This is a genomic window from Pseudomonas atacamensis (genome assembly GCF_017167965.1).
Taxonomy (GTDB): Bacteria; Pseudomonadota; Gammaproteobacteria; order Pseudomonadales; family Pseudomonadaceae; genus Aquipseudomonas; species Aquipseudomonas atacamensis.
Genome location: NZ_CP070503.1, coordinates 340,010 through 363,290, shown reverse-complemented (window position 1 = coordinate 363,290; position 23,281 = coordinate 340,010). Strand labels below are relative to the sequence as shown.

The window sequence follows — 23,281 nt, the reverse complement described above, 5'->3', positions numbered from 1 at the left end:
CATGGAACGACAACTGGACGCTTACTGCGAACATCTGCGCAGTGAGCGACAGGTGTCGCCGCACACCCTGTCGGCTTATCGCCGCGACCTCGATAAAGTCCTCGGCTGGTGCATCAAGCAGAACATCGGCAGTTGGGCCGCGCTGGATATCCAGCGCCTGCGCAGCCTGATCGCCCGGTTGCATGCGCAAGGCCAGTCCTCGCGCAGCCTCGCCCGCCTGCTCTCGGCGGTGCGCGGGCTCTATCACTACTTGAATCGCGAAGGCCTGTGTGACCACGACCCGGCTACCGGCCTGGCCCCGCCAAAAGGCGAACGGCGCCTGCCGAAGACCCTCGATACCGACCGCGCCCTGCAATTGCTGGAAGGTGCGGTCGAGGACGATTTTCTCGCCCGGCGTGATCAGGCGATTCTCGAGCTGTTCTATTCCTCTGGCCTGCGCCTGTCCGAGCTGACCGGGCTCAATCTCGATCAACTCGACCTCGCCGACGGCATGGTTCAGGTGCTCGGCAAGGGCAGCAAGACCCGGCTGTTGCCGGTTGGCACCAAGGCTCGCGAAGCCTTGGAACAGTGGTTGCAGCTTAGAGCCATGACCAACCCGGCGGACGATGCGGTGTTTGTCAGCCAGCAAGGTCGGCGTCTCGGCCCCCGGGCGATTCAGGTGCGGGTCAAACTGGCTGGCGAGCGCGAGCTGGGGCAGAACCTGCATCCGCACATGCTGCGGCACTCGTTCGCCAGCCATTTGCTCGAGTCTTCACAGGATCTGCGCGCGGTGCAGGAATTGCTCGGCCACTCCGATATCAAAACCACGCAGATCTATACCCACCTCGACTTCCAGCATCTGGCGGCGGTCTACGACAGCGCCCATCCCCGGGCCAAACGCATGAAAGGCGATGATTCATGAGCATTCAGTTGATCACCTTCGACCTCGACGACACTTTGTGGGATACCGCGCCAGTGATCGCCAGCGCCGAAACCGTGTTGCGCGAATGGCTGAGCGAGCATGCGTCGAACCTGGGCGTGGTGCCGGTGGAGCATTTGTGGTCGATTCGCGAGCGAGTGCTGGCGGGCGAACCGGGTCTCAAACACCGCATCAGCGCGCTGCGCCGACGTGTGCTGTTCCATGCGCTGGAGGAAGCCGGGTACGCCCACGGCGAGGCGTCGGAGCTGGCTGACAAGGCTTTTGAAGTGTTCCTGCATGCGCGGCATCAGATCGAAGTGTTCCCGGAAGTCGAGCCGCTGCTGGAGCTGCTCGCCAATCACTATGCCCTCGGCGTCGTCACCAATGGCAACGCCGATGTACGCCGGTTGGGGCTGGCGGATTACTTCAAATTTGCCTTGTGCGCCGAAGACATCGGCATCGCCAAGCCGGATGCACGGCTGTTTCATGAAGCCCTGCAACGCGGGGGCGTGAGTGCCGAAGCAGCGGTGCATGTCGGCGATCATCCCGGCGATGACATTGCTGGCGCTCAGCAGGCAGGCTTGCGCGCGGTGTGGTTCAACCCGACGGGCAAGGGCTGGGAAGCGGAGCGCTTGCCTGATGCGGAAATTCGCAGCCTGATAGAATTGCCCGCCGTCCTCTCCCGCTGGAATGCTTCCTCGAACTGATCTACAGCCCTGTGGGAGCGAGCCTGCTCGCGAATGCGGTGTGTCATCCAACATGTATGTCGGCTGACATGCCCCCTTCGCGAGCAGGCTCGCTCCCACAGGGGACTGCATTTGTTTTCAACGCATCTATTCCAGGCATGAAAAAGCCCGCAGCGACGGCGGGCTTTTTCAGCAAGCGAGCGACGCGCCTCAGATAGGACGGCTGCCGTACTTGTTGTCCGGCTTCTTGGGCGGATCGGCGACCACGTTGGCCTCCACTTCCTGCACCTTGCCGCCGCGCGCAAGGAATTCTTCCATGGCCTTGGCCAGGGCGTCACGCTCCTTGTTCTTGGCTTCGATGCTCGGCAACTCGTCGACCGAGACCGCAGCCTTGGCTTTGCCTTTGGCAGCCGGGGCCGGCGTGTCGTCACCGCCATCGTCTTCGGCAACGTCTTCCGCTGCCGCTTCCAGGCCTTCCTCGGCCTCGTCTTCGTCGCCTACTTCGAGGTCGTCGTTTTCCAGATCATCGTCGCTCATGTTCTACCTCATGACTTGCCAAAAGCAGATTAGTTATAGACCAGCTTTGGCGGCTGTCGAAGCCGCCGTTGAAAAATCTTCTGCCGCTGCCCGGCAGCGGCTCATGCCTGTTCACCGTGCAAGGTGGCGAGGACTTTACGGGCACCGCCATGATCACGGTGCTCGCCCAGATAGATCCCTTGCCAGGTACCCAGTGCCAGCCGCCCTGCCGCAACCGGCAGACTGATCTGGCAACCGAGCACGCTGGCCTTGAAGTGCGCCGGGAGATCATCCGGGCCTTCGTCGTTGTGCTCGTAGCCGTCTGTTCCTTGTGGGATCAGACGATTGAAAAATCGTTCGAAGTCGCGACGAACTGCCGGATCGGCGTTCTCGTTGATGGTCAACGACGCCGACGTGTGCTGCAGCCACAAATGCAACAGACCGACCCGACAGGCCTTGAGTTCAGGCAAGCCTGCGAGCAACTCGTCCGTCACCAGATGAAAGCCCCGGGGCCTTGCCCGCAGGGTTATCAGAGTCTGTTGCCACACACAGTTCTCCGCTCGTTCGGGGCGCATTCTAGCGTGCTCTGAAAAAAAACAAAGGCCCTAATATTCCTGCAGCGATGTAAGCGATTGCCCGCAGAAAAAGCCTCGTCGTAAAGACGACCAAAGCCGTAAGAAAAATCCTTTCCGCCGCTCCCTGAATGACAAATCCCGGACAAAAAAATGCCCGGCGAACCGGGCAATTTTTTTATCGCGCGTACTTACAGGTTGTAGCCGCGTTCGTTGTGTTGTGCCAGATCGAGGCCGACCGACTCTTCTTCCTCGGTTACGCGCAGACCCATGACGGCGTCCAGCACCTTGAGGATGATGAAGGTGACGATCGCGGTGTAGATCACCGTGAAGCCGACGCCTTTGATCTGGATCCAGACCTGCGCGCCGATGTCAGTCACGGTGCCGAAGCCGCCCAGTGCCGGTGCGGCAAACACACCGGTGAGGATCGCGCCGAGGATACCGCCGATGCCGTGCACGCCGAAGGCGTCCAGGGAATCGTCATAGCCGAGTTTGCGTTTCAGGGTGGTGGCGCAGAAGAAGCACACCACGCCTGCGGCCAGACCGATCACCAGTGCACCCATCGGGCCCACGGTGCCAGCGGCCGGAGTGATCGCGACCAGACCGGCGACCACACCCGAAGCGATGCCCAGTGCGCTTGGCTTGCCGTGGGTGACCCACTCGGCAAACATCCAGCCCAGTGCGGCAGCGGCAGTGGCGATCTGGGTAACCAGCATGGCCATACCGGCAGTGCCGTTGGCAGCCGCAGCGGAACCGGCGTTGAAGCCGAACCAGCCGACCCACAGCATCGCCGCGCCCATCAGCGTGTAGCCGAGATTATGCGGAGCCATTGGTGTGGTCGGGAAGCCTTTGCGCTTGCCCAGCACCAGGCACGCGACCAGACCGGCGATACCGGCGTTGATGTGCACCACGGTGCCGCCAGCGAAGTCGAGCACGCCCCAGTCCCACATCAGGCCGCCGTTACCGGACCAGACCATGTGCGCGATCGGTGCATAAACCAGAGTGAACCAGATACCCATGAAGATCAGCATCGCGGAGAACTTCATGCGCTCGGCGAACGCACCGACGATCAGCGCCGGGGTGATGATCGCGAAGGTCATCTGGAAGGTGATGAACACCGCCTCAGGGAACAGCGCCGCCGGGCCGGTGATGCTCGAAGGCGTGACACCAGCGAGGAACGCCTTGCCCATGCCGCCGAAGAACGAATTGAAGTTGACGACGCCCTGTTCCATGCCGGTGGTGTCGAAGGCAATGCTGTAGCCATAAATGACCCACAGGATGCTGATCAGGCCGGTAATGGCGAAGCACTGCATCAGCACGGAAAGAATGTTTTTCGAGCGAACCATACCGCCGTAGAACAGCGCCAGGCCGGGAATGGTCATGAACAGCACGAGCGCTGTCGAGGTGAGCATCCAGGCGGTGTCGCCGGAATTGAGGGCTGGCGCTGCCACTTCGTCTGCCGCCATGGCGATGCCGGGCATTACGATGGACAACAGGGCGCCTAGCCCTGCGAATTTACGCAGAGTCATATTGTTTTCTCCTGGGGCGTTGGGTTTGTGGCGGCGCTTAGATCGCGTCGGTATCGGTTTCGCCGGTACGGATGCGGATCGCCTGTTCCAGATTGACCACGAAGATCTTGCCGTCACCGATCTTGCCGGTGTTGGCCGCTTTGGTTATCGCCTCGATAACCCGATCCAGATCCTTGTCGTCGATGGCCACGTCGATTTTCACCTTGGGCAGAAAATCGACCACATATTCCGCGCCGCGATACAGCTCGGTGTGACCCTTCTGCCGGCCGAAGCCTTTGACTTCAGTGACGGTAATGCCCTGCACGCCGATTTCGGACAGCGACTCGCGCACGTCGTCCAACTTGAACGGCTTGATGATGGCAGTGACTAGCTTCATGAAACTCTCTCCCGAATTGGTGGACTTGCCCCAGGAAAACAAACCCGTCTCAAGTCTAAGCGCAGTGCCTGGCTTTGTAACGCATCGTTGACGCCAGCTAACCGCATCAGACGAAACTCCCCGCTTCGTCTGCCGCACTGCATTCGTCACAGCGACTGCATCAGTGCATGGGTCGAGGGTGACTAAGCAGAAACCTTGCCAGCTCGGCAAAAACCCTGCATTTCAATCTCTTGGCCCGTGTTGCACGCGCTCGGGCAGAAAAGCTTTTGCCGATACGCACAACAACGGTGCGCCACCGTCCGTCCCCCTGCGCGAAAAGCGTGCATCCGTGCAACGGGATTGACTATAGACACTGCGTGATACACTGCCGGCCATTGTTTCCAGGACATTTCCCATGCTCGCGCCCAAAGACTTCCTCGACGCCCTGAGCGGCACCGCCTCCCGCCTGTTCAGCGGCGATACCCCGCTGCCGAAAGCCGAAATCGAAAGCCAGTTCAAAATGCTGCTGCAAAGTGCCTTCAGCAAACTCGATCTGGTCAGCCGGGAAGAGTTTGATAGTCAGATGGTGGTGTTGGCTCGCACGCGCGCCCGCCTCGAAAGCCTCGAAGCCAAAGTCGCCGAGATGGAAGCGAAACTGACACCGCCCGCTGAATAATTCGCGCCTCCTGGAGCTGCCGAAGGCTGCGATCTTTTGATCTTCAGCCCTTCAACCATCCCCGCAACGTGCTACAACCTTTATGACCGCCGTCCGATTGCGCCAAAAGCCCAAGTTTCTAAGCTCATCTGATGCTGAATGTTCAGCAGCGGGTTTGGCGCCCCGGGCAGGGCCATGGTGGAAAAGGGCTTCGCGGATGCTGCAATCGCTATAAGCCCGCATGCCGGAGCTGGGCCCTGCGCAAATCGTAAGTCGATTGGAGATTCATCCAGAACTCAGGCGTAGTGTTGAGATGAGTGGCAAGGCTGATTGCCAGATCGGTGCAGATCCTGAGCTGGCATTTCACAAGCTCTTCGATCTCGCTTTCGGGCCATTTCGTGGGCATGGCCAGATCCATGACGGTCATGCTCAACGGCTCCATGAATTCCTTATTCAGAACCTCGCCCGGATGAATCGGGCGCATACCATTGCGGTCCATTTTTCGCCTCCAGAAGCTGCATTGAGTGGCCAAACTGGAGCATCCGACTCCGCGATACCAGACCGTCGAAACCTTTCGCCGGCGTCCTACATCTATTAGGGCATAGTCCTACAAACATCAGCGTTTGCGCCCAGTTACGCAGCCCTTACGCATGTCATTACATTGGCAAACGAAATACGCCCATCAAGATGGAGATATCTGAAGGATAAGAAGAGGAAGGAAAAGCTATTTCAGATTGTTGATTTGCACCTCGAAGCACTCCGTTTGGCTGGAAATATGTCAGCCAACCAACGGCGATTTATTGAAGTTGCTGTTACATGTGGGCCAGCGCTTGAGCCAGGCGGCGCGCTGGCCGGTAGAAGCCCAATAAGATCGAATCAAGCATCCCGGCACGTGAGGTGTTTATGAAGCAGAAGAAGCAGAAAACCCAACCGGCACGGGTTTCCAAACCAGGTACCGGGGCACTCGGTTTGCCGGACAGAGTTTCAGCCAGCCAGCGGCATTTTCTGAAAGTAGCCGCGACCTATGGCAAGGAAATGGAGCCCGATGGTTGGCTCGCCGGTGGTGGAACCTGAGTACCGCAAAAATGACCGCCTGACAGGCGGTTTTTTTATGCCTGAGGATTAGTGCCTTCAGCAACATCCAGTGAAAGTTCGCCCTTAAAACTGTCCGACCAACGCTCTCTCCCCAGACTACCCTTCAAAAACCCGCAGGAAGCGGCTCCCCGATTCAGCTCAAGGAACGACCATGTCCCTCTCCATTGTCCACAGTCGCGCCCAGATTGGCGTGGAAGCCCCCGCTGTCACCGTCGAAGTCCATCTGGCCAACGGTCTGCCGTCGCTGACCATGGTCGGCCTGCCCGAGGCGGCGGTGAAGGAGAGCAAGGATCGGGTGCGCAGTGCGATCATCAATTCCGGGCTGCAATTTCCGGCGCGGCGGATCACCTTGAATCTGGCGCCGGCGGATCTGCCCAAGGATGGCGGGCGCTTCGATCTGGCAATTGCCTTGGGGATTTTGTCGGCCAGCGTGCAGGTGCCGTGTCTGACGCTGGACGAGGTGGAATGTCTGGGTGAATTGGCATTGTCCGGTGCCGTGCGACCAGTGCGTGGCGTGCTGCCGGCGGCACTGGCGGCGCGCAAGGCCGGGCGGGCGTTGGTGGTGCCTCGAGCGAATGCGGAAGAGGCGTGCCTGGCTTCGGGGCTGAAAGTGTTCGCAGTCGATCACTTGCTGGAAGCGGTGGCGCATTTCAATGGGCACACGCCGGTCGAGCCGTACACATCAGATGGCTTGATGCATGCCGCCAAACCCTATCCCGACCTCAACGAGGTGCAGGGGCAGACAGCCGCCAAACGCGCACTGCTGATTGCCGCAGCGGGGGCGCACAACTTGTTGTTCAGCGGGCCTCCGGGAACCGGCAAGACGCTGCTGGCCAGTCGTCTGCCAGGATTATTGCCGCCGCTATCCGAATGCGAGGCGCTGGAAGTGGCAGCGATTCAATCGGTGGCCAGCGGGGTTCCCTTGACTCACTGGCCGCAGCGGCCGTTCAGGCAACCGCACCATTCGGCTTCAGGGCCGGCATTGGTCGGTGGCAGCTCGAAACCGCAACCCGGCGAAATCACCCTCGCCCACCATGGCGTACTGTTTCTCGATGAGTTGCCGGAGTTTGATCGCAAGGTTCTGGAAGTGCTGCGCGAGCCGTTGGAGTCCGGGCATATCGTCATCGCTCGGGCCAAGGATCGCGTGCGTTTCCCCGCACGGTTTCAACTGGTGGCAGCGATGAATCCGTGTCCCTGTGGATATCTTGGCGAACCCAGCGGCAAATGCTCGTGCACACCGGACATGGTCCAGCGCTATCGCAACAAGCTGTCAGGGCCGCTGCTGGATCGGATTGATCTGCACCTGACCGTCGCGCGGGAGGCAACCGCCTTGAATCCGGCAGCCAAGCCAGGCGAAAACAGCGCCAGCGCTGCGGCGTTGGTGGCGGAAGCGCGGGAGCGTCAGCAGAAACGTCAGGGCTGTGCCAATGCGTTTCTCGATCTGCCGGGGCTCAAGCGTCACTGCAAGTTATCCACAGCTGACGAGATATGGCTGGAGGCGGCCTGCGAGCGACTGATCCTGTCGCTGCGCTCGGCGCATCGCCTGCTCAAGGTCGCGCGCACGCTGGCGGATCTTGAACAGGCCGATGCGATTACCCGCGAGCATCTGGCCGAGGCACTGCAATACCGGCCGGCGACACCTTAATGCTCAGTCAGATCAACCAGCGGTGCCTGGCGCACTTCAGTGTCGCGCCCGGCCTGAATCTCGGTCACGCGCTTGAGGGCCTTGTCCACCGCCCCTTTGTCGGCCAGCAGGCTGTAGCTGATCTGGAACTGTTTATGTTCTTTCGGCGCAATGGTCGGCACCAGATTCAACGGCCGCTGATAGCGACGGTTGTAGGAAAAACTGGTTCCCGGCTCCAGCCCGGTGACGTAGCCCTGCCCTTGGGTGTCGGTGTTTTTCCACAGCGAAAACACTGGCAACTGCTGAGTGTTGAAGCCAACGGATACGCCGAGGCTACCGGCCTTGTTGTGCAGCACGGTGAGGGTGTCACCCTTGGCGTCCGCATACGGCACGACGTTGTAGACAGTTTCGTCGTAGTCCTTGGTTGGCCCGCGATAGGTCTGCCAGTCGGGCAGATCGCCCTTGGCCTTGTCGTTGAACGGCGAAACCTGCTTCACCGGCGCTGCGAATTTTGCGCCCTGCTCGAGAAACGGCGTGCTGAAGTTGCTGTGATACAGCGCCTGATATTCCTTCGCATAGTCGCCGTTGTTGGTCAGGGTGTCGTTGAGGGCGAAGCTGGCGCTGCCCGGTTCGGTGACAAGTTCGGTCGCTACCGAGAAATCGACTTTCTTGAATGCCTGCTCTTTCAGCTCGCCACGCAGCGTGATGGCATACGGCGGCTTCTCGTCGATGTGCAAAGTGACGGTGCTGGCCGGGATGTTGGCGGCGCGACCGTGCAAGGTCAGCAATTCGCCGTTGTCCATGCCGGGATGGCCAACCCACTCGTAACCGCAACGGGTGACCAGTTCATTGAAACCTTCGAGCCAGCCCAGGCCACCGCGACCGTTGAGTTCGATGAACGCCGGGTTGACCACGTCCTTGACCGGCGAGTCCCAGCCCATCCGCACGTCGCCCACCGAAGCCTGCAACACGTTCATGCCACGGGTCGGCACTACCGAGAGTTTCATCGTGCCGTTATCGATATCGACAATGCTGACGCCCTCCTGACGACCACCATGCAGGGTACGCAGGGTCACGGAAAACGGTTTGGCGGTTTTTACGCCGAGTTGCTCACTGGTGATCGTCCAGTTTTTTGCCGGAGTGTTGGCGTCGAGCAGGACATAGTCCCAGGCCACGGCGTGGGAAGCGGCAGAGAATGCGCCGAGGGCGACGAGGAGTTTGAGCGGGGTCATGGCAGCAGCCTTTATTGGAGTTGTGCCATTTTTATAGCGCTGCGGAAACGTTTCAGCAAGTGCAAAAACCGGTTTGTGCCGGAGCATTCGCGAGCAAGCTCGCTCCCACCGGATTTTCGGCTGCTCACACGATTTGTGAACGACCGCGGAAACTGTGGGAGCGAGCTTGCTCGCGAAAACTGTTTCAACGACACATCAGCGGAAGCGGTCAACCTCGGAACGCAGATCCGCCGCCAGCTTCTCCAGCTCTTTAGCGGTGACAGCCAGGTTTGACACCACCTCACGCTGCTCGCTGTTGGCCAAGGCGATGCTTTGCAAATTGCTGCTCAGCAACGTCGCAGTGCTGCTTTGTTCCTGAGTGGCGGTGGTGATCGCGGCGAACTGCTGGCCTGCCGAACGGCTCTGCTCATCGATCCGCGCCAGCGCCGAGGCGACGTTGGCGTTGCGCGACAGGCCTTCCTGCATCAGCACATTGCCCTGCTCCATGGTGCTGATCGCGTTGCCGGTTTCCTGCTGAATGCTGTGGATCATGCTGGAAATTTCATCGGTCGCCTGACGGGTACGCGAGGCGAGGCTGCGCACTTCGTCCGCGACCACGGCAAAACCGCGCCCCTGCTCACCAGCACGGGCAGCTTCGATTGCTGCGTTAAGTGCCAGAAGGTTGGTCTGCTCGGCGATGGAGGTGATCACACCCACGATGCCGCCGATTTCCTGCGAGCGCTGCCCCAGCGTGTTGATCACGCTGGCGGTGCTGTTCAGCGCGCCGGCGATCTGCTCCAGCGACGACGACGCTTCTTCCATCGAGCTGCGGCCGATCTGGGTCTGCTGAGCGTTTTCCTGCGCCAGGCGCTGGGTCGCGCCCATGTTGTCGGCAATGTTCAGCGAGGTGGCGCTGAACTCTTCCACGGCGCCGGCCATGCTGGTGATTTCGCCCGACTGCTGCTCCATGCCTTCATACGCACCGCCGGACAAACCGGACAGCGCCTGCGCACGGCTGTTGACCTCTTCCGAAGCGCGGCGGATGTGCTCGACCATGGTCGACAGCGCCTGGCTCATCTGGTTGAACGCGCGGGACAGCTGACCGATTTCATCGTGGCTCGATACGTTCAGCCGCACACTCAGATCACCCGCGCCCAAGGCTTCGGCCTGACGCACCAGATCGCCCAGCGGTGCGAGTTTGCTGCGCAGCAGCCAGACCACGGAACCGACCGCGAGCAACATCGCCAGCAGGCTGCCGATCGCCAGTTGCGTACCGACGCTCCAGGTCACCGCGCGGATCTCGGCTTTCGGCATGCTCGCCACCACCGACCACGGGCCACCTTCGAACGGCACGGCGATGCTGTAGAAGTCCTCACCCTTGTCGCTCCAGAACTCACCCTTGCCCGGGGTTTTCACCAGGTTGTTGATGGTCGGGGCGGCTTGATCCAGGTTTTCGACCCCGGCAATCGGCACCAGCCATTTGTTCTGCTCGTCGAGCAGCGCCAGCGAGCCGGTCTTGCCAATGCGGAAGCGCTTGAGATTGGCGAACTGCGCGTTCTGCGCGTCGGTGTAGTCGAAGCCGACGTACAGCACGGCGATGATCTTGCCGCCCGCATCGCGCACCGGGGTGTACTGCGACATGTAGTAGCGCTCGAACAGCAACGAGCGGCCGACATAACTCTGCCCCGCCATCAGTTTCGCGTACGCCGGGTTGGCATGATCGAGCACGGTGCCGATGGCACGGGTGCCGTCCTGCTTGCTGACGTTGGTGCTGACGCGAATGAAGTCTTCGCCGCTGCGCACGAATACCGTGGCCACACCAGCGGTCATCTGCTTGAACTCGTCAACTTCCTTGAAGTTGTTGTTCAGCACCTCGTTGCCCAGGTGCAGACCCGGAGTCTGCACGCCGGCCACGGTCACTGGCTGATCGGGGTGCACACTCAAACCACTGCCGAAGCGCTTTTCGAACAGCCCGCTCAGGCGCAGGGTGCTTTCACGCAGCGTACCGTGAAAGGTACTCAGTTGATCGGCCAGCAGCCGGGCCTCACTGGCCAGATGCTCTTCACGGGTGGCGAGGTTGGCGGAATCCAGCGAACGCAAGGCGAACACCGTACTGCCGCTGATGACTATCGCCAGTATCACAGCAAGGGCAAGGCCCAGCTGCGAGGCGATCCGAGCACGAGGTTGAGACATGAACAGCTCCTGGCCGAGCCACCGAATCCTCCTTGATCGCGGTAATTGCCCGGAAAATATTCTAATAATGGGGGTAGCGCGGAACCGGCACGACGGTTCCACATGCTCGTAGTCGGCGGAAAATCCGAATACTTGAGCGGATTGCGTGGGTATGGCGCAGTAGTGGCATTGTGCCGGCTCGAACGTTTCAGCTCAAGCGCTCTACCGCCGGCAATTGCATGGCGCGGACTTCGCCTTGGAGAAAGTCGCTGAGGCGGCGCAAACGTTCACCTCCCGGACGCGGTTTCGGCCACACCAGGTAATAATTCAGGCCACTGGCGACGGCGGTTGGCCATGGCAGGCTCAAGCGCCCTTGCGCGACATCTTCGGCGACCATCAACAGATCACCCATCGAAACGCCGTAGCCGCGCGCCGCGGCGATCATGCCCAGTTCCAGCGTATCGAACACTTGTCCGCCCTTGAGCGAGACCTGATCGGACAGGCCCATGCGCTCCAGCCAACTGCGCCAGTCACGGCGATCCGGGGTCGGGTGCAGCAGTTCAGCCGTCGCCAGACGCGCTACATCCCAAGGTTGATCATTGAGCAGGTTCGGCGCGCCGACCGGAATCAATTCCTCGGGAAACAGCAGGCTCGCTTCCCAGTCCGGCGGGAAATGCCCGTCACTGAGCAAAACTGCGCAATCGAATGGTTCGTTGTTGAAGTCCACCGAATCGATATCCATCCATGCGCTGGTCAGTTGCACCTCATTGCCCGGCTGCAAATGGCGGAAGCGACTCAACCGCGCCAGCAGCCAACGCATGGTCAGGGTCGATGGCGCTTTCATGCGCAGGATGTCGTCCTCGGCGCGCAAGGTATTGCAGGCGCGCTCAAGGGCGGCGAAGCCTTCGCGGATACCGGGTAACAGCAGCCGCGCCGATTCGGTCAGTTGCAGGTTGCGTCCGCTGCGATGAAACAGCCGGCAGGCGAAGTGCTCTTCAAGGGTGCGCATGTGCCGACTGACCGCGCTCTGGGTGATCGACAGTTCTTCCGCCGCGCGGGTGAACGAGCTGTGTCGCGCGGCCGCTTCGAATGCGCGCAGGGCATACAACGGCGGAAGGCGTCGGGACATACACAAAGCTCCAATAGCGGGGATACAGCCAATTCGGCAGGACGATTCAGGATGAGTATTAATCATGCCACCCATCCTTTTTATCCCTTTGTGCAAAGCCTGCCAAGCGCCGAGAATCGACGCTCTTCTGCTTCCTCTGATATTTGGGTGGTGATGACCATGCAGCATCCTGTGCGTACCGAACTCTGGGCCATTCTGCGGTTGGCGGGGCCGCTGATTGCTTCGCAGTTGGCGCACATGCTGATGGTGCTGACCGACACCCTGATGATGGCGCGCCTCAGCCCCGAAGCGCTGGCCGGTGGCGGCCTCGGTGCCGCGAGCTACTCGTTCGTGTCGATTTTCTGCATCGGCGTGATTGCAGCGGTCGGCACATTGGTGGCAATCCGTCAGGGTGCCGGCGACATCATCGGTGCCGCACGCCTGACCCAGGCCGGACTGTGGCTGGCCTGGCTGATGGCCCTCGGCGCCGGGCTGTTGTTGTGGAACCTCAAACCCGTGTTGCTGCTGTTCGGCCAAACCGAAACCAACGTCAACGCCGCCGGGCAATTTCTCATCGCCCTGCCCTTCGCCCTGCCCGGTTACCTGAGCTTCATGGCCCTGCGCGGTTTTACCAGTGCGATTGGCCGGGCGACGCCAGTGATGGTCATCAGCCTCGCCGGTACGGTGGCCAACTTCCTGCTCAATTACGCGCTGATCACCGGCATGTTCGGCCTGCCCCAACTGGGCCTGACCGGTATCGGCCTGGTCACGGCGATTGTCGCCAACTGCATGGCACTGGCGCTGGCCTGGCATATCCGCCGGCATCCGGCGTATGACGCTTATCCGTTGCGCGCCGGCCTGTCGCGGCCGAACCGGCAATACCTGAAAGAACTGTGGCGTCTGGGCCTGCCGATTGGCGGCACCTATGCAGTGGAAGTCGGGCTGTTTGCCTTTGCCGCGTTGTGCATGGGCACCATGGGCAGTACGCAGATGGGCGCGCATCAAATCGCCCTGCAGATCGTGTCGGTGGCGTTCATGGTCCCGGCCGGGATGTCCTATGCCATCACCATGCGCGTCGGCCAACACTATGGCGCCGGGCAATTGGTCGATGCGCGCATGTCCGGGCGTGTCGGCATCACTTTCGGTGCCGTGGTGATGCTCGGCTTTGCCCTGGTGTTCTGGCTGTGGCCGAACCAGTTGGTCGGCCTGTTCCTCGACCACAACGATCCGGCGTTTGCCGAAGTGATCCGTCTGGCGGTGAGCCTGTTGGCAGTAGCGGCGTGGTTCGAGCTGTTCGACGGCACGCAGACGATTGCCATGGGCTGTATTCGGGGGCTCAAGGATGCCAAGACTACGTTTCTGGTCGGGCTCGCTTGCTATTGGCTGATCGGCGCACCGGCGGCGTGGTGGATGGCGTTCCATCTCAATTGGGGACCGACCGGCGTCTGGTGGGGTCTGGCGCTGGGCCTGGCGTGCGCGGCGGTAAGCCTGACGCTGGCGTTCGAATGGAAGATGCAGCGGATGATTCGGCGCGAGCCAGTTGCAGAGAGGTTCGAGGCCATCGGCGCGGATTAAGATCAAAAGATCGCAGCCTTCGGCGGCTCCTACAAAGGAACACATTCCAAGGTAGGAGCTGCCGAAGGCTGCGATCTTTTAAATGGCTTCCACCGAAGCCTGCTGACTGGCTCCAAAGGTCAGATATTCCACCAACTCATCCAGCGGCAGCGGTCGGCTGATCAGGTAACCCTGCACCTGATCGCAGCCGAACCCGCGCAGCAACTCCAGTTGCTCCGGCGTCTCGACCCCTTCGGCAACTACTTCCAGGTGCAGGTTGTGCGCAAGGTTGATCATCGCGTGCACCAGTTTGCGGTTCTCTTCGCGCTGTTCCATGCCGCCGACAAAACTCTTGTCGATCTTCAGCAAGGTGATCGGCAGGCTGTTGAGGTGCACGAACGAGGAAAATCCGGTGCCGAAATCGTCCAGCGAGAAGCGCACACCGAGGCGGCCGAGGGCGTCCATGGTCTGCTTGACCAGATCGCTGCGCCGCATAACCGCGGTTTCGGTCAGTTCGAATTCCAGCCACTGCGCCTCGACGCCGCGCTCGGCGATCAGGCGGCTAAGTGTCGGCAGCAACTGGCTGTCCTGAAACTGGCGGAACGACAGATTGATCGCCATGTGCAGCGCCGGCAGCCCCTGCTCGCGCAAGGCCTGCATATCGCGCAAGGCGCGGGAAATCACCCAGTAGCCCAGCGGCACGATCAGACCGCTCTGCTCGGCCAGCGGCACAAATTCACTCGGTGGCAGCAGACCGCGCTCACCGTGGCGCCAGCGCACCAGCGCTTCGAGGCCGACAATCTGGCCGTCTTCAAGATTCAGGCGTGGCTGGTAATGCAGTTCCAGCTCATCGCGGCGCAACGCCCGGCGCAGTTCGCTCTCAAGGTCGGCCATGCTCCGCGCGTTGCGGTTGATGCGTTCGTTGAAGATATGAAAAGTGCAGCCCTGTGTGCTCTTGGCCTGCTGCATGGCGATATGGGCGTGCCACATCAGTGGATCGGCACCGCCGTTGGCACGGGCATGGGCGATGCCGAGGCTGGAACCGATCAGCAGGCTTTCGCCGTCAACCCAGTAAGGTTCTGCCAACGCCTCAGTGATGCGTTCGGCCATCCACTCGGCGCGTTGCGGTGCACGACGGGTATCGATCAGCAGAGCGAATTCATCGCTGCCCAGCCGTGCCAGTTGATCGCCGGCCTCCAGCTGACTTTTCAGCCGCGCGACAACTTGCAGGATCAAGCGATCGCCGGCCTGATGACCAAGGGCATCGTTGGCATGGCGGAAGTTGTCGAGATCGAGATGGCCGAGGGCGAGACCGCGACCGTCGCCTTCGGCAAGGCGCGCAGTGAGCAGGGTCTGAAAGCCCTGGCGATTGGCGATGCCGGTCAGCGGATCCTGTTCGGCGAGGCGCTGCAAGGTGTTTTCCAGCACGCCGCGCTCGCGCACATGGCGCAGGCAGCGCTGGAGCATGCCGGCGTCGAGAGCGTCGAACACCAGCCAATCGCTGACACCGACCGGCGCAGTGGCCGGTTCGTGCTCCAGCAGCAGAACGGTCGGCAGGCTGCAACGACCGGGCGGCGGTTGCAACGCTGGCAGGGTCAGCAGTACCGCGTGGCGGTTGTCCTCGAACAGGCGGCTGACCGAATCCCAGTTCGGCGCACTGATCAGCACCGCCGCGCTCCCCATCGGAGCCAGACACTCACGCAACAACGCTGTCCACGCTGGCTCTTCGGCCAGTAGCAGCAAACGCAAGGGTTCGACAGGCGTAGACAAGCTGACTCCCTAGACTCTGCAATGATGTAGGCGGGGCATTATGCCGGTGTGCTGAACAATGACCAATGCGTTGTCTGATGACAACGGCATCGAAACGTTATTTTGTGTCACGAATGAGAACATTAGCCGCAAAATCCCCGCGTATCCTGCGTGAAAGTAACAAAAGCGGCAAATCTGAATCGCGTGCTGCGTCACAAGTCGGACAGAGCAGCAGAAATCGCTGAGCCTGTTAAAATGCCGGCCCATTTCGTCAACGACTCCCGAATTTTCGTATGTCCCGACTCAATCCCCGGCAGCAAGAAGCCGTGAACTACGTCGGCGGCCCTCTATTGGTGCTCGCCGGTGCTGGCTCCGGCAAGACCAGCGTGATCACGCGCAAGATCGCGCACCTGATCCAGAACTGCGGCATCCGCGCCCAGTACATCGTCGCCATGACCTTTACCAACAAGGCCGCGCGCGAGATGAAAGAGCGGGTCGGCACCCTGTTGCGTGCCGGCGAAGGACGCGGCCTGACCGTCTGCACCTTCCACAACCTGGGCTTGAACATTATCCGCAAGGAGCATGCGCGGCTGGGCTACAAACCCGGTTTCTCGATCTTCGACGAGACCGACGTCAAAGCCCTGATGACCGACATCATGCAGAAGGAATACGCAGGCGACGACGGCGTCGACGAGATCAAGAACATGATCGGCGCCTGGAAAAACGACCTGATCCTGCCCGCCCAGGCCTTGGAAAACGCGCGCAACCCGAAGGAGCAGACCGCCGCCATCGTCTACACCCACTATCAGCGCACGCTCAAGGCGTTCAACGCGGTGGACTTCGATGACCTGATCCTGCTGCCGGTAAAGCTCTTCGAAGAACACGCCGACATTCTCGAAAAATGGCAGAACAAGGTCCGTTACCTGCTCGTCGACGAATACCAGGACACCAACGCCAGCCAGTATCTGTTGGTGAAGATGCTCATCGGCAAGCGCAACCAGTTCACCGTGGTCGGCGACGACGACCAGTCGATCTACGCCTGGCGTGGCGCGCGCCCGGAAAACCTGATGCTGCTCAAGGACGACTATCCGTCCTTGAAAGTGGTCATGCTCGAGCAGAACTACCGCTCCACCAGCCGCATCCTGCGCTGCGCCAACGTGCTGATCTCGAACAACCCGCACGAATTCGAAAAACAGTTGTGGAGCGAGATGGGCCACGGCGACGAGATCCGCGTGATCCGCTGCCGCAACGAGGACGCCGAAGCCGAGCGCGTGGCCATGGAAATCCTCAGCCTGCACTTGCGCACCGACCGCCCATACAGCGATTTTGCGATTCTTTATCGCGGTAACTACCAGGCCAAGCTGATCGAATTGAAGCTGCAACACCATCAGGTGCCGTATCGCCTGAGCGGCGGCAACAGCTTCTTCGGTCGCCAGGAAGTGAAGGACCTGATGGCCTACTTCCGCCTGATCGTCAATCCGGATGACGACAACGCCTTCCTGCGCGTGATCAACGTGCCGCGCCGCGAGATCGGCTCGACCACCCTGGAAAAGCTCGGCAACTACGCCACCGAGCGCAAGATCTCGATGTACGCCGCCACCGACGAAATCGGTCTCGGCGAGCATCTGGACAGCCGCTTCACTGATCGCCTGGCGCGCTTCAAGCGCTTCATGGACAAGGTCCGCGAGCAGTGCGCCGGCGAAGATCCGATCTCGGCGCTGCGCAGCATGGTCATGGACATCGACTACGAGAACTGGCTGCGTACCAACAGCTCCAGCGACAAGGCGGCGGACTACCGCATGGGCAACGTCTGGTTCCTGATCGAGGCGTTGAAAAACACCCTTGAGAAGGACGAGGACGGCGAAATGACCGTCGAGGACGCCATCGGCAAACTGGTGCTGCGTGACATGCTCGAGCGCCAGCAGGAAGAAGAGGACGGTGCCGAAGGTGTGCAGATGATGACGCTGCACGCCTCCAAAGGGCTGGAGTTTCCCTACGTGTTCATCATGGGCATGGAAGAGGAAATCCTCCCGCACCGTTCCAGCATCGAAGCCGACACCATCGAAGAAGAACGCCGCCTGGCCTATGTGGGCATCACCCGCGCCCGCCAGACCCTGGCCTTCACCTTCGCAGCCAAGCGCAAGCAGTACGGTGAAATCATCGACTGCGCGCCCAGTCGCTTTCTGGATGAGCTGCCGCCGGACGATCTGGCCTGGGAAGGCAACGACGACACCCCGACTGAAGTCAAAGCCGTGCGTGGCAATAGCGCATTGGCCGACATACGCGCGATGTTAAAGCGCTAGAATCGACTACTTTTTAATCTACCTTCGGCGCCCATCGCGCCAACAGAGGAAGCTGTTGTGGAAGCACTGCACAAAAAAATCCGCGAAGAAGGCATCGTGCTTTCCGATCAGGTCCTGAAAGTCGACGCTTTCCTGAACCACCAGATCGACCCGGCCCTGATGAAGCTGATCGGTGACGAATTCGCCGCACTGTTCAAAGACTCGGGGATCACCAAGATCGTCACCATCGAAGCCTCGGGCATCGCCCCGGCGATCATGACCGGTCTGAACCTCGGCGTGCCGGTGATCTTCGCCCGCAAGCAACAGTCGCTGACCCTGACTGAAAACCTGCTCTCGGCGACCGTCTACTCGTTCACCAAGAAGACCGAAAGCACCGTGGCCATCTCCCCGCGCCACCTGACCAGCAGCGACCGCGTGCTGATCATCGACGATTTCCTGGCCAACGGTAAGGCCTCGCAAGCGCTGATCTCGATCATCAAACAGGCCGGCGCCACCGTTGCCGGTCTGGGCATCGTCATCGAAAAGTCGTTCCAGGGCGGCCGCGCCGAACTGGACTCGCAGGGCTACCGCGTCGAGTCGCTGGCTCGCGTGCAATCGCTGAAGGATGGCGTCGTCACCTTCATCGAGTAACCAGCGGCCCCTAGTTATCCCCTGTGGGAGCGAGCCTGCTCGCGAATGCATTGTGTCAGTCACCCTGTTGAGTGAATGACACACCGCTTTCGCGAGCAGGCTCGCTCCCACAATGGGTTCTGGGGGTGGTCAGTTATTGCGCGGTAGCTTTGAGGCCTGTGAGCAGCAGGCGTTGGAAAAGGTCCTCCTTCAGACCCTCCGGATTCGTCAGTTGCATCCGCTCAAGATGTTCCGGGAACACTGAGGCCTCCGGCGCATCCAGCGCTGCCTTGCCCAAGTCGAGAATCTCGGTCAGCTTGAACTTGCTCTTCAGCCAGTTCAGCGCCCGCAGCAGATCCCGTTCGATGGCGGTGAAATCACAGCCCAGCGGATACTCCGGAAACAGGTTCGGATGCCGTGCGGCAATCGCCCGCAAGCGTTGCGGTGTGTTGTCGGCAAACCGTGGATCGAGACGGAAGTCCTTCGGCAGCTTACCGACTGTCTGCGCCTGCTCGATCAACCCCGGCTGGAACCGCGAGTCGCTGATATTGAGCAACGCTTCGATCACCGCCGCGTCGGATTTTCCGCGCAGGTCGGCGATGCCGTACTCGGTGACGACGATGTCGCGCAGGTGCCGCGGGATCGTGCAGTGGCCGTAGTCCCAGACGATATTGGAGCTGACCTCGCCGCCGGACTCGCGCCAGCTGCGCAGGATCAACATCGATCGCGCGCCTTCCAGCGCGTGGCCCTGAGCAACAAAGTTGTACTGCCCACCGACACCGCTGAGCACGCGTCCGTCTGCCAATTGATCAGCCACGCCGGCGCCGAGCAGAGTCATGGTGAACACGGTGTTGATGAAGCGCGCATCGATGCGCTGCAAGCGCTTGAGCTCTTCCTGGCCGTACAGTTCGTTGATGTAGCTGATGCGGGTCATGTTGAATTCAAGCAGCCTGCTTTGCGGCAACTCGCGCAGACGTTCATAAAAGCTGCGCGGGCCGAGGAAGAAGCCGCCGTGGACGCAGATACCGTCAGGCTGTGCCGCTTCATCGAGGGTGCCAGCGTTGGCCTGCTCCTGGGTCGGCACATCCTGATAGACCTTGCGCCGGATGATCCCGGCATCCGCCAAAACCAGCAGCCCGTTGACGAACATCTCGCTGCAACCGTAAAGGCCTTTGGCAAATGGCGTGGTGCCGCCCTCGCGCTGGATCAATTGCGCCCATTGACTGAGGTTGATGTCACCGAGCAACGCCTGATAACCGGCGTTATCGGCCTGACGGGCAAGTAGCGCAGCAGTCAACGCATCCCCCATCGAGCCGATACCAATTTGCAATGTGCCGCCATCGCGCACCAGCGTACTGGCGTGCAAGCCAATGAAATGATCCTGAAAGCCTACGGGCATGTTAGGCGTTGAAAACAGCGTGCTGCTGTCTTTCTCGTCGATCAGCAGATCAAACGTGTCGATATCGACTTCCGCATCGCCGGGCATGTACGGCAGATCCGTATGCACCTGGCCGACCAGCACAATGGTCTCCCCCGCTTCGCGACGCTTGGCGATCATCGGCAACAGGTCGAGGGTGATGTCCGGGTTGCAGCTCAGGCTTAAGCGATCAGGGTATTCGCTGCTGCTGGCGAGCAATTGCGCCACCAGATTGAGACCCGCTGCGTTGATGTCGCGAGCGGCATGGCTGTAATTGCTGCTGACGTAATCCTGCTGCGCCGGCGCGCTGTTGAGCAGACTGCCAGGCTGCATGAAAAACTGCTGGATACGGATGTTGGCGGGCAGGCTGTCGCGCTGCAGATCGGCGAGGAAATCGAACTCCGGATAATCACCAAACACCCGCTCTACAAAGGGCTCGATAAAGCGCTTCTGCAAGCCATCGCCCAAATTCGGCCGACCGAGGCACAGCGCGGTATAGATCGTCAGCTGCCGCTCGGGCAGGTCCTTGATGCGCCGGTACAGCGCGTTGACGAAGTGATTCGGCTTGCCCAGCCCCAGCGGCAGGCCCATGTGGATGTGCGCAGGCAAACGCGCCAGCACATCGTCCACCGCCTGTTCGATCGAACACAACTGCACCATCTGAAGCCTCCCGCCCGTTCCGTTGATAGGGGTAGACCGAGATTGCCTTGAGTTTGCTGCAAAGGACAGCATTTGGTTTGGAGGGATCAGGGCCTGAATGAATCGGAAACCAGAAACCACAGGCACAAAAAAACCGTCCGAAGACGGTTTTTTTCAAAGCCGGCGCTGATTACAGACCGGACATCTCTTTGATCGCGCCCTTGAGCTCTTCATCGGAGCAATCGGCGCAGGTGCCTTTTGGCGGCATGGCGTTGATGCCGGTGATGGCCTTGGCGAGGATGCCGTCCAGACCACCCTGATGATCGGCCCGCTCCTTCCAGGCTGCCTTGTCGCCGATCTTCGGCGCGCCGAGCAGGCCCGTGCCGTGACAAGCGTTGCAGTGCTTGGCGATGACGTCTTTAGGGGCCTTTGCTCCGCCGCCCCCGCCAGCGGTAGCAGCCACTTCCATACCCTTGCATTCCTGCCCTTGAACACACACCTGGCCGACGGGCTCGAGGCGTTTGGCGATGTCGTCATTTGTCGCAGCTTGAGCGCTGACAGCCCAGAGGGCCAGTACGGTTGCTGGTGCAGCCAGCATTTTCATAATTAGGTTCACGCGTTCACCCTCAATGGTGGCTATTCACGCCTGCGGCCACGGTTCGCAGGCGGGCGCAAGTATAGCGGGTAGGCCGCTGTACTGAAACAACCCCATGGTTAGAGGGGTCTTGTTGCCCATCGGTAAATCGGTTCGGGGGCCTTTGCCATATCGGCCTGGCGCCTTCTGCTTAAAAATTCGCCGGCGTGGCTGCGCTGATTAGTCGCGCCGGCACGTCGAACGGGTTACGGAAACGATGCGGCTTGGTACTTTCAAAATAGTAGCTGTCGCCGGCTTCGAGGATAAAAGTTTCCAGACCCACCACCAGTTCGAGGCGACCTTCCACCAGAATCCCGGTTTCCTCGCCCTCATGGGTGAGCATTTCTTCGCCGGTGTCGGCGCCCGGCGGGTAGATTTCGTTGAGGAAGGCGATGGCGCGGCTCGGGTGCGCGCGGCCGACCAGTTTCATGGTCACGGCGCCGTCGGAGATGTCGATCAGCTCATTGGCCTTGTAGACGATCTGGGTCGGTTGGTCCTGCAGGATCTCTTCGGAAAAGAACTCGACCATCGACATGGGAATGCCGCCGAGCACCTTTCTCAGCGAACTGATCGAAGGGCTGACGCTGTTCTTTTCGATCATCGAAATGGTGCTGTTGGTGACGCCCGCACGTTTGGCGAGTTCACGCTGGGAAAGCCCTTTGAGCTTGCGGATCGATTGCAGTCGTTCACCGACGTCCAAGGCGGGAGCCTCCTGATGTTGTAAGAATATTGAGCGTTATCATGGCGACAGCGTTCAGTATTTACAACAGCTGGCCCCCGCAGCGGCGTCAACCCTCGGAATAGAGCCTTGGCACCCGTTTCAGGTTGCAGAAGATCTGATACGGGATGGTATCGGCCCACTTTGCCACGTCGCTGGCGAGGATGTTTTTACCCCACAGCTCGACAGTTGAACCAAGCCCCGCTTCCGCTACGTCGGTCAGATCGATGCAGAGCATGTCCATCGACACGCGCCCTAGCAGGCGGCTGGGTTTGCCCGCCACCAGCACGGGTGTGCCGGTCGGTGCCTGGCGCGGGTAGCCGTCGGCGTAACCCATAGCGACCACGCCGATGCGCATCGGCTTGTCGGTGATGAACCTGGCGCCATAACCGATCGGCTCGCCGGCCGGCAATTCACGCACACTGATGACTTTCGATTCGAGGGTCATCACCGGTTGCAGGCGTTCAGCGACGGCGTTGGCTTCTTCGAACGGGGTCGCGCCGTAGAGCATGATGCCCGGGCGTACCCAATCGCTTTGGATTTCTGGCCATCCAAGCACGGCGGGCGAGTTGCGCAAGCTGACTTCCGCCGCCAGACCCTGACGCGCCGCTTCGAACACCGCGACCTGCTCGGCACTGCTTTGCGCATGCAGTTCATCGGCGCGGGCGAAGTGGCTCATCAACACGATTTTTGCCACTTTGCCGCTGGCCAGCAGACGCTGATAGGCCGCTGGATAATCTTTCGGATGCAGGCCGACGCGGTGCATGCCGGAATCGAGCTTGAGCCATACCGTGATCGGTTTGCTCAGGACTGCCTGCTCGATCACTTCGAGCTGCCAAAGCGAATGCACCACGCACCAGAAATCATGCTCGACGATCAACGCCAGCTCATCGGCTTCGAAGAAGCCTTCCAGCAGCAATACCGGCGCGCGAATCCCGGCGGAACGCAGCTCCAGTGCTTCTTCAATGCAGGCCACTGCAAACCCGTCAGCCTCGGCTTCCAGCGCCTGGGCGCAACGCACCGCGCCATGGCCGTAGGCGTCCGCCTTGATCACCGCGAGCGCCTTGGCGCCGGTGACTTCACGGGCAATTCGGTAGTTGTGACGCAGGGCTTGAAGGTCAATCAGGGCACGGGCAGGACGCATGGCGGCAGACTTCTGGGCGGTCATGGGAAGAAAAACCGGCGCTGACTGACGACGTGAACCGCCAACAGCACCGGGAGAGGGATCTGTAAAACG

General features: G+C 60.7%; 21 protein-coding genes. 8 read left to right on the top strand and 13 right to left on the bottom strand.

Translation table 11 applies throughout. The annotated features are described in order from the left end of the window. The first annotated feature begins 1 nt into the window (after nucleotide 1). Complete coding sequence (xerC, locus tag JWU58_RS01645; protein ID WP_206421391.1) at nucleotides 2-901, top strand: tyrosine recombinase XerC; 900 nt, start codon at nucleotides 2-4, stop codon at nucleotides 899-901. After that, nucleotides 898-1,605, top strand: a complete 708-nt coding sequence (locus JWU58_RS01640; protein ID WP_206421390.1) for an HAD family hydrolase — start codon at nucleotides 898-900, stop codon at nucleotides 1,603-1,605. Before xerC ends, JWU58_RS01640 begins: the two co-directional genes overlap by 4 nt. A 189-nt stretch (nucleotides 1,606-1,794) precedes the next feature. On the opposite strand, the gene sutA is transcribed toward JWU58_RS01640, so the two are convergent. From sutA to glnK, 4 genes are all read right to left on the bottom strand, one after another. Then, the gene (gene sutA, locus JWU58_RS01635) at nucleotides 1,795-2,121 is read right to left on the bottom strand and encodes a transcriptional regulator SutA (protein ID WP_016772583.1); all 327 of its coding nucleotides are present in this window, start codon (nucleotides 2,119-2,121) and stop codon (nucleotides 1,795-1,797) included. Nucleotides 2,122-2,222: 101 nt separating this feature from the next. Continuing rightward, nucleotides 2,223-2,648 carry a secondary thiamine-phosphate synthase enzyme YjbQ gene (locus JWU58_RS01630; protein ID WP_016772582.1) on the bottom strand — a complete coding sequence of 142 codons (426 nt, stop codon included), beginning with the start codon at nucleotides 2,646-2,648 and terminating at the stop codon, nucleotides 2,223-2,225. Between the two features lie 215 nt (nucleotides 2,649-2,863). Beyond that, nucleotides 2,864-4,201 carry an ammonium transporter gene (locus tag JWU58_RS01625; protein WP_122506204.1) on the bottom strand — a complete coding sequence of 446 codons (1,338 nt, stop codon included), beginning with the start codon at nucleotides 4,199-4,201 and terminating at the stop codon, nucleotides 2,864-2,866. A gap of 37 nt (nucleotides 4,202-4,238) precedes the next feature. Further along, nucleotides 4,239-4,577: a P-II family nitrogen regulator gene (gene glnK, locus JWU58_RS01620; protein WP_002555808.1), complete on the bottom strand. Its 339-nt coding sequence runs from the start codon at nucleotides 4,575-4,577 to the stop codon at nucleotides 4,239-4,241. Between the two features lie 394 nt (nucleotides 4,578-4,971). On the opposite strand from glnK, the gene JWU58_RS01615 reads away from it, so the two are divergent. Next, on the top strand, nucleotides 4,972-5,232 hold the full coding sequence (locus JWU58_RS01615; RefSeq protein ID WP_007920416.1) for an accessory factor UbiK family protein: 261 nt from the start codon (nucleotides 4,972-4,974) through the stop codon (nucleotides 5,230-5,232). 208 nt (nucleotides 5,233-5,440) lie between these two features. Here the strand turns inward: JWU58_RS01615 and JWU58_RS01610 are convergent, their stop codons facing one another. Further along, the gene (locus JWU58_RS01610) at nucleotides 5,441-5,710 is read right to left on the bottom strand and encodes a HigA family addiction module antitoxin (protein ID WP_123441812.1); all 270 of its coding nucleotides are present in this window, start codon (nucleotides 5,708-5,710) and stop codon (nucleotides 5,441-5,443) included. Nucleotides 5,711-6,114: 404 nt separating this feature from the next. Between JWU58_RS01610 and JWU58_RS01605 the strand changes: the two genes are divergently transcribed. Both JWU58_RS01605 and JWU58_RS01600 read left to right on the top strand, forming a co-directional pair. Next, on the top strand, nucleotides 6,115-6,285 hold the full coding sequence (locus tag JWU58_RS01605) for a hypothetical protein (RefSeq protein WP_185015296.1): 171 nt from the start codon (nucleotides 6,115-6,117) through the stop codon (nucleotides 6,283-6,285). 172 nt (nucleotides 6,286-6,457) lie between these two features. Continuing rightward, nucleotides 6,458-7,951 (top strand): YifB family Mg chelatase-like AAA ATPase, encoded by a 1,494-nt coding sequence (locus JWU58_RS01600; RefSeq protein WP_122698697.1) that lies wholly within the window; start codon nucleotides 6,458-6,460, stop codon nucleotides 7,949-7,951. On the opposite strand, the gene JWU58_RS01595 is transcribed toward JWU58_RS01600, so the two are convergent. The 3 genes from JWU58_RS01595 to JWU58_RS01585 all read right to left on the bottom strand — a co-directional run bounded on the left by JWU58_RS01595 (nucleotide 7,948) and on the right by JWU58_RS01585 (nucleotide 12,442). Continuing rightward, entirely contained in the window at nucleotides 7,948-9,162 is a 1,215-nt protein-coding gene (locus tag JWU58_RS01595; RefSeq protein WP_123441831.1) for an aldose 1-epimerase family protein, read from the bottom strand. The two genes, JWU58_RS01600 and JWU58_RS01595, sit on opposite strands and share 4 nt — an antisense overlap. Nucleotides 9,163-9,357: 195 nt before the next feature. Further along, a complete protein-coding gene (locus JWU58_RS01590; RefSeq protein ID WP_016772578.1) occupies nucleotides 9,358-11,334 on the bottom strand; it encodes a methyl-accepting chemotaxis protein in 1,977 nt (658 codons plus the stop codon). Nucleotides 11,335-11,521: 187 nt separating this feature from the next. After that, entirely contained in the window at nucleotides 11,522-12,442 is a 921-nt protein-coding gene (locus JWU58_RS01585; protein ID WP_024014781.1) for a LysR substrate-binding domain-containing protein, read from the bottom strand. 159 nt (nucleotides 12,443-12,601) lie between these two features. Between JWU58_RS01585 and JWU58_RS01580 the strand changes: the two genes are divergently transcribed. After that, on the top strand, nucleotides 12,602-13,996 hold the full coding sequence (locus tag JWU58_RS01580; protein ID WP_206421389.1) for a NorM family multidrug efflux MATE transporter: 1,395 nt from the start codon (nucleotides 12,602-12,604) through the stop codon (nucleotides 13,994-13,996). 78 nt (nucleotides 13,997-14,074) lie between these two features. Here the strand turns inward: JWU58_RS01580 and JWU58_RS01575 are convergent, their stop codons facing one another. Continuing rightward, on the bottom strand, nucleotides 14,075-15,745 hold the full coding sequence (locus JWU58_RS01575; RefSeq protein ID WP_016772575.1) for a putative bifunctional diguanylate cyclase/phosphodiesterase: 1,671 nt from the start codon (nucleotides 15,743-15,745) through the stop codon (nucleotides 14,075-14,077). 272 nt (nucleotides 15,746-16,017) lie between these two features. On the opposite strand from JWU58_RS01575, the gene rep reads away from it, so the two are divergent. Then, entirely contained in the window at nucleotides 16,018-18,027 is a 2,010-nt protein-coding gene (gene rep, locus JWU58_RS01570) for a DNA helicase Rep (protein WP_016772574.1), read from the top strand. Between the two features lie 57 nt (nucleotides 18,028-18,084). Next, nucleotides 18,085-18,657 carry a xanthine phosphoribosyltransferase gene (locus JWU58_RS01565; protein WP_016772573.1) on the top strand — a complete coding sequence of 191 codons (573 nt, stop codon included), beginning with the start codon at nucleotides 18,085-18,087 and terminating at the stop codon, nucleotides 18,655-18,657. A 133-nt stretch (nucleotides 18,658-18,790) separates the two neighbouring features. On the opposite strand, the gene JWU58_RS01560 is transcribed toward JWU58_RS01565, so the two are convergent. The 4 genes from JWU58_RS01560 to alr all read right to left on the bottom strand — a co-directional run bounded on the left by JWU58_RS01560 (nucleotide 18,791) and on the right by alr (nucleotide 23,188). Then, nucleotides 18,791-20,713 carry an acetyl-CoA hydrolase/transferase family protein gene (locus JWU58_RS01560; protein WP_206421388.1) on the bottom strand — a complete coding sequence of 641 codons (1,923 nt, stop codon included), beginning with the start codon at nucleotides 20,711-20,713 and terminating at the stop codon, nucleotides 18,791-18,793. Nucleotides 20,714-20,882: 169 nt separating this feature from the next. Then, nucleotides 20,883-21,296, bottom strand: a complete 414-nt coding sequence (locus JWU58_RS01555; protein WP_039757383.1) for a c-type cytochrome — start codon at nucleotides 21,294-21,296, stop codon at nucleotides 20,883-20,885. 181 nt (nucleotides 21,297-21,477) lie between these two features. Beyond that, nucleotides 21,478-22,026, bottom strand: a complete 549-nt coding sequence (locus tag JWU58_RS01550) for a cupin domain-containing protein (protein ID WP_016772566.1) — start codon at nucleotides 22,024-22,026, stop codon at nucleotides 21,478-21,480. Between the two features lie 88 nt (nucleotides 22,027-22,114). Beyond that, complete coding sequence (gene alr, locus JWU58_RS01545; RefSeq protein ID WP_206421387.1) at nucleotides 22,115-23,188, bottom strand: alanine racemase; 1,074 nt, start codon at nucleotides 23,186-23,188, stop codon at nucleotides 22,115-22,117. Nucleotides 23,189-23,281: the final 93 nt, after the last annotated feature.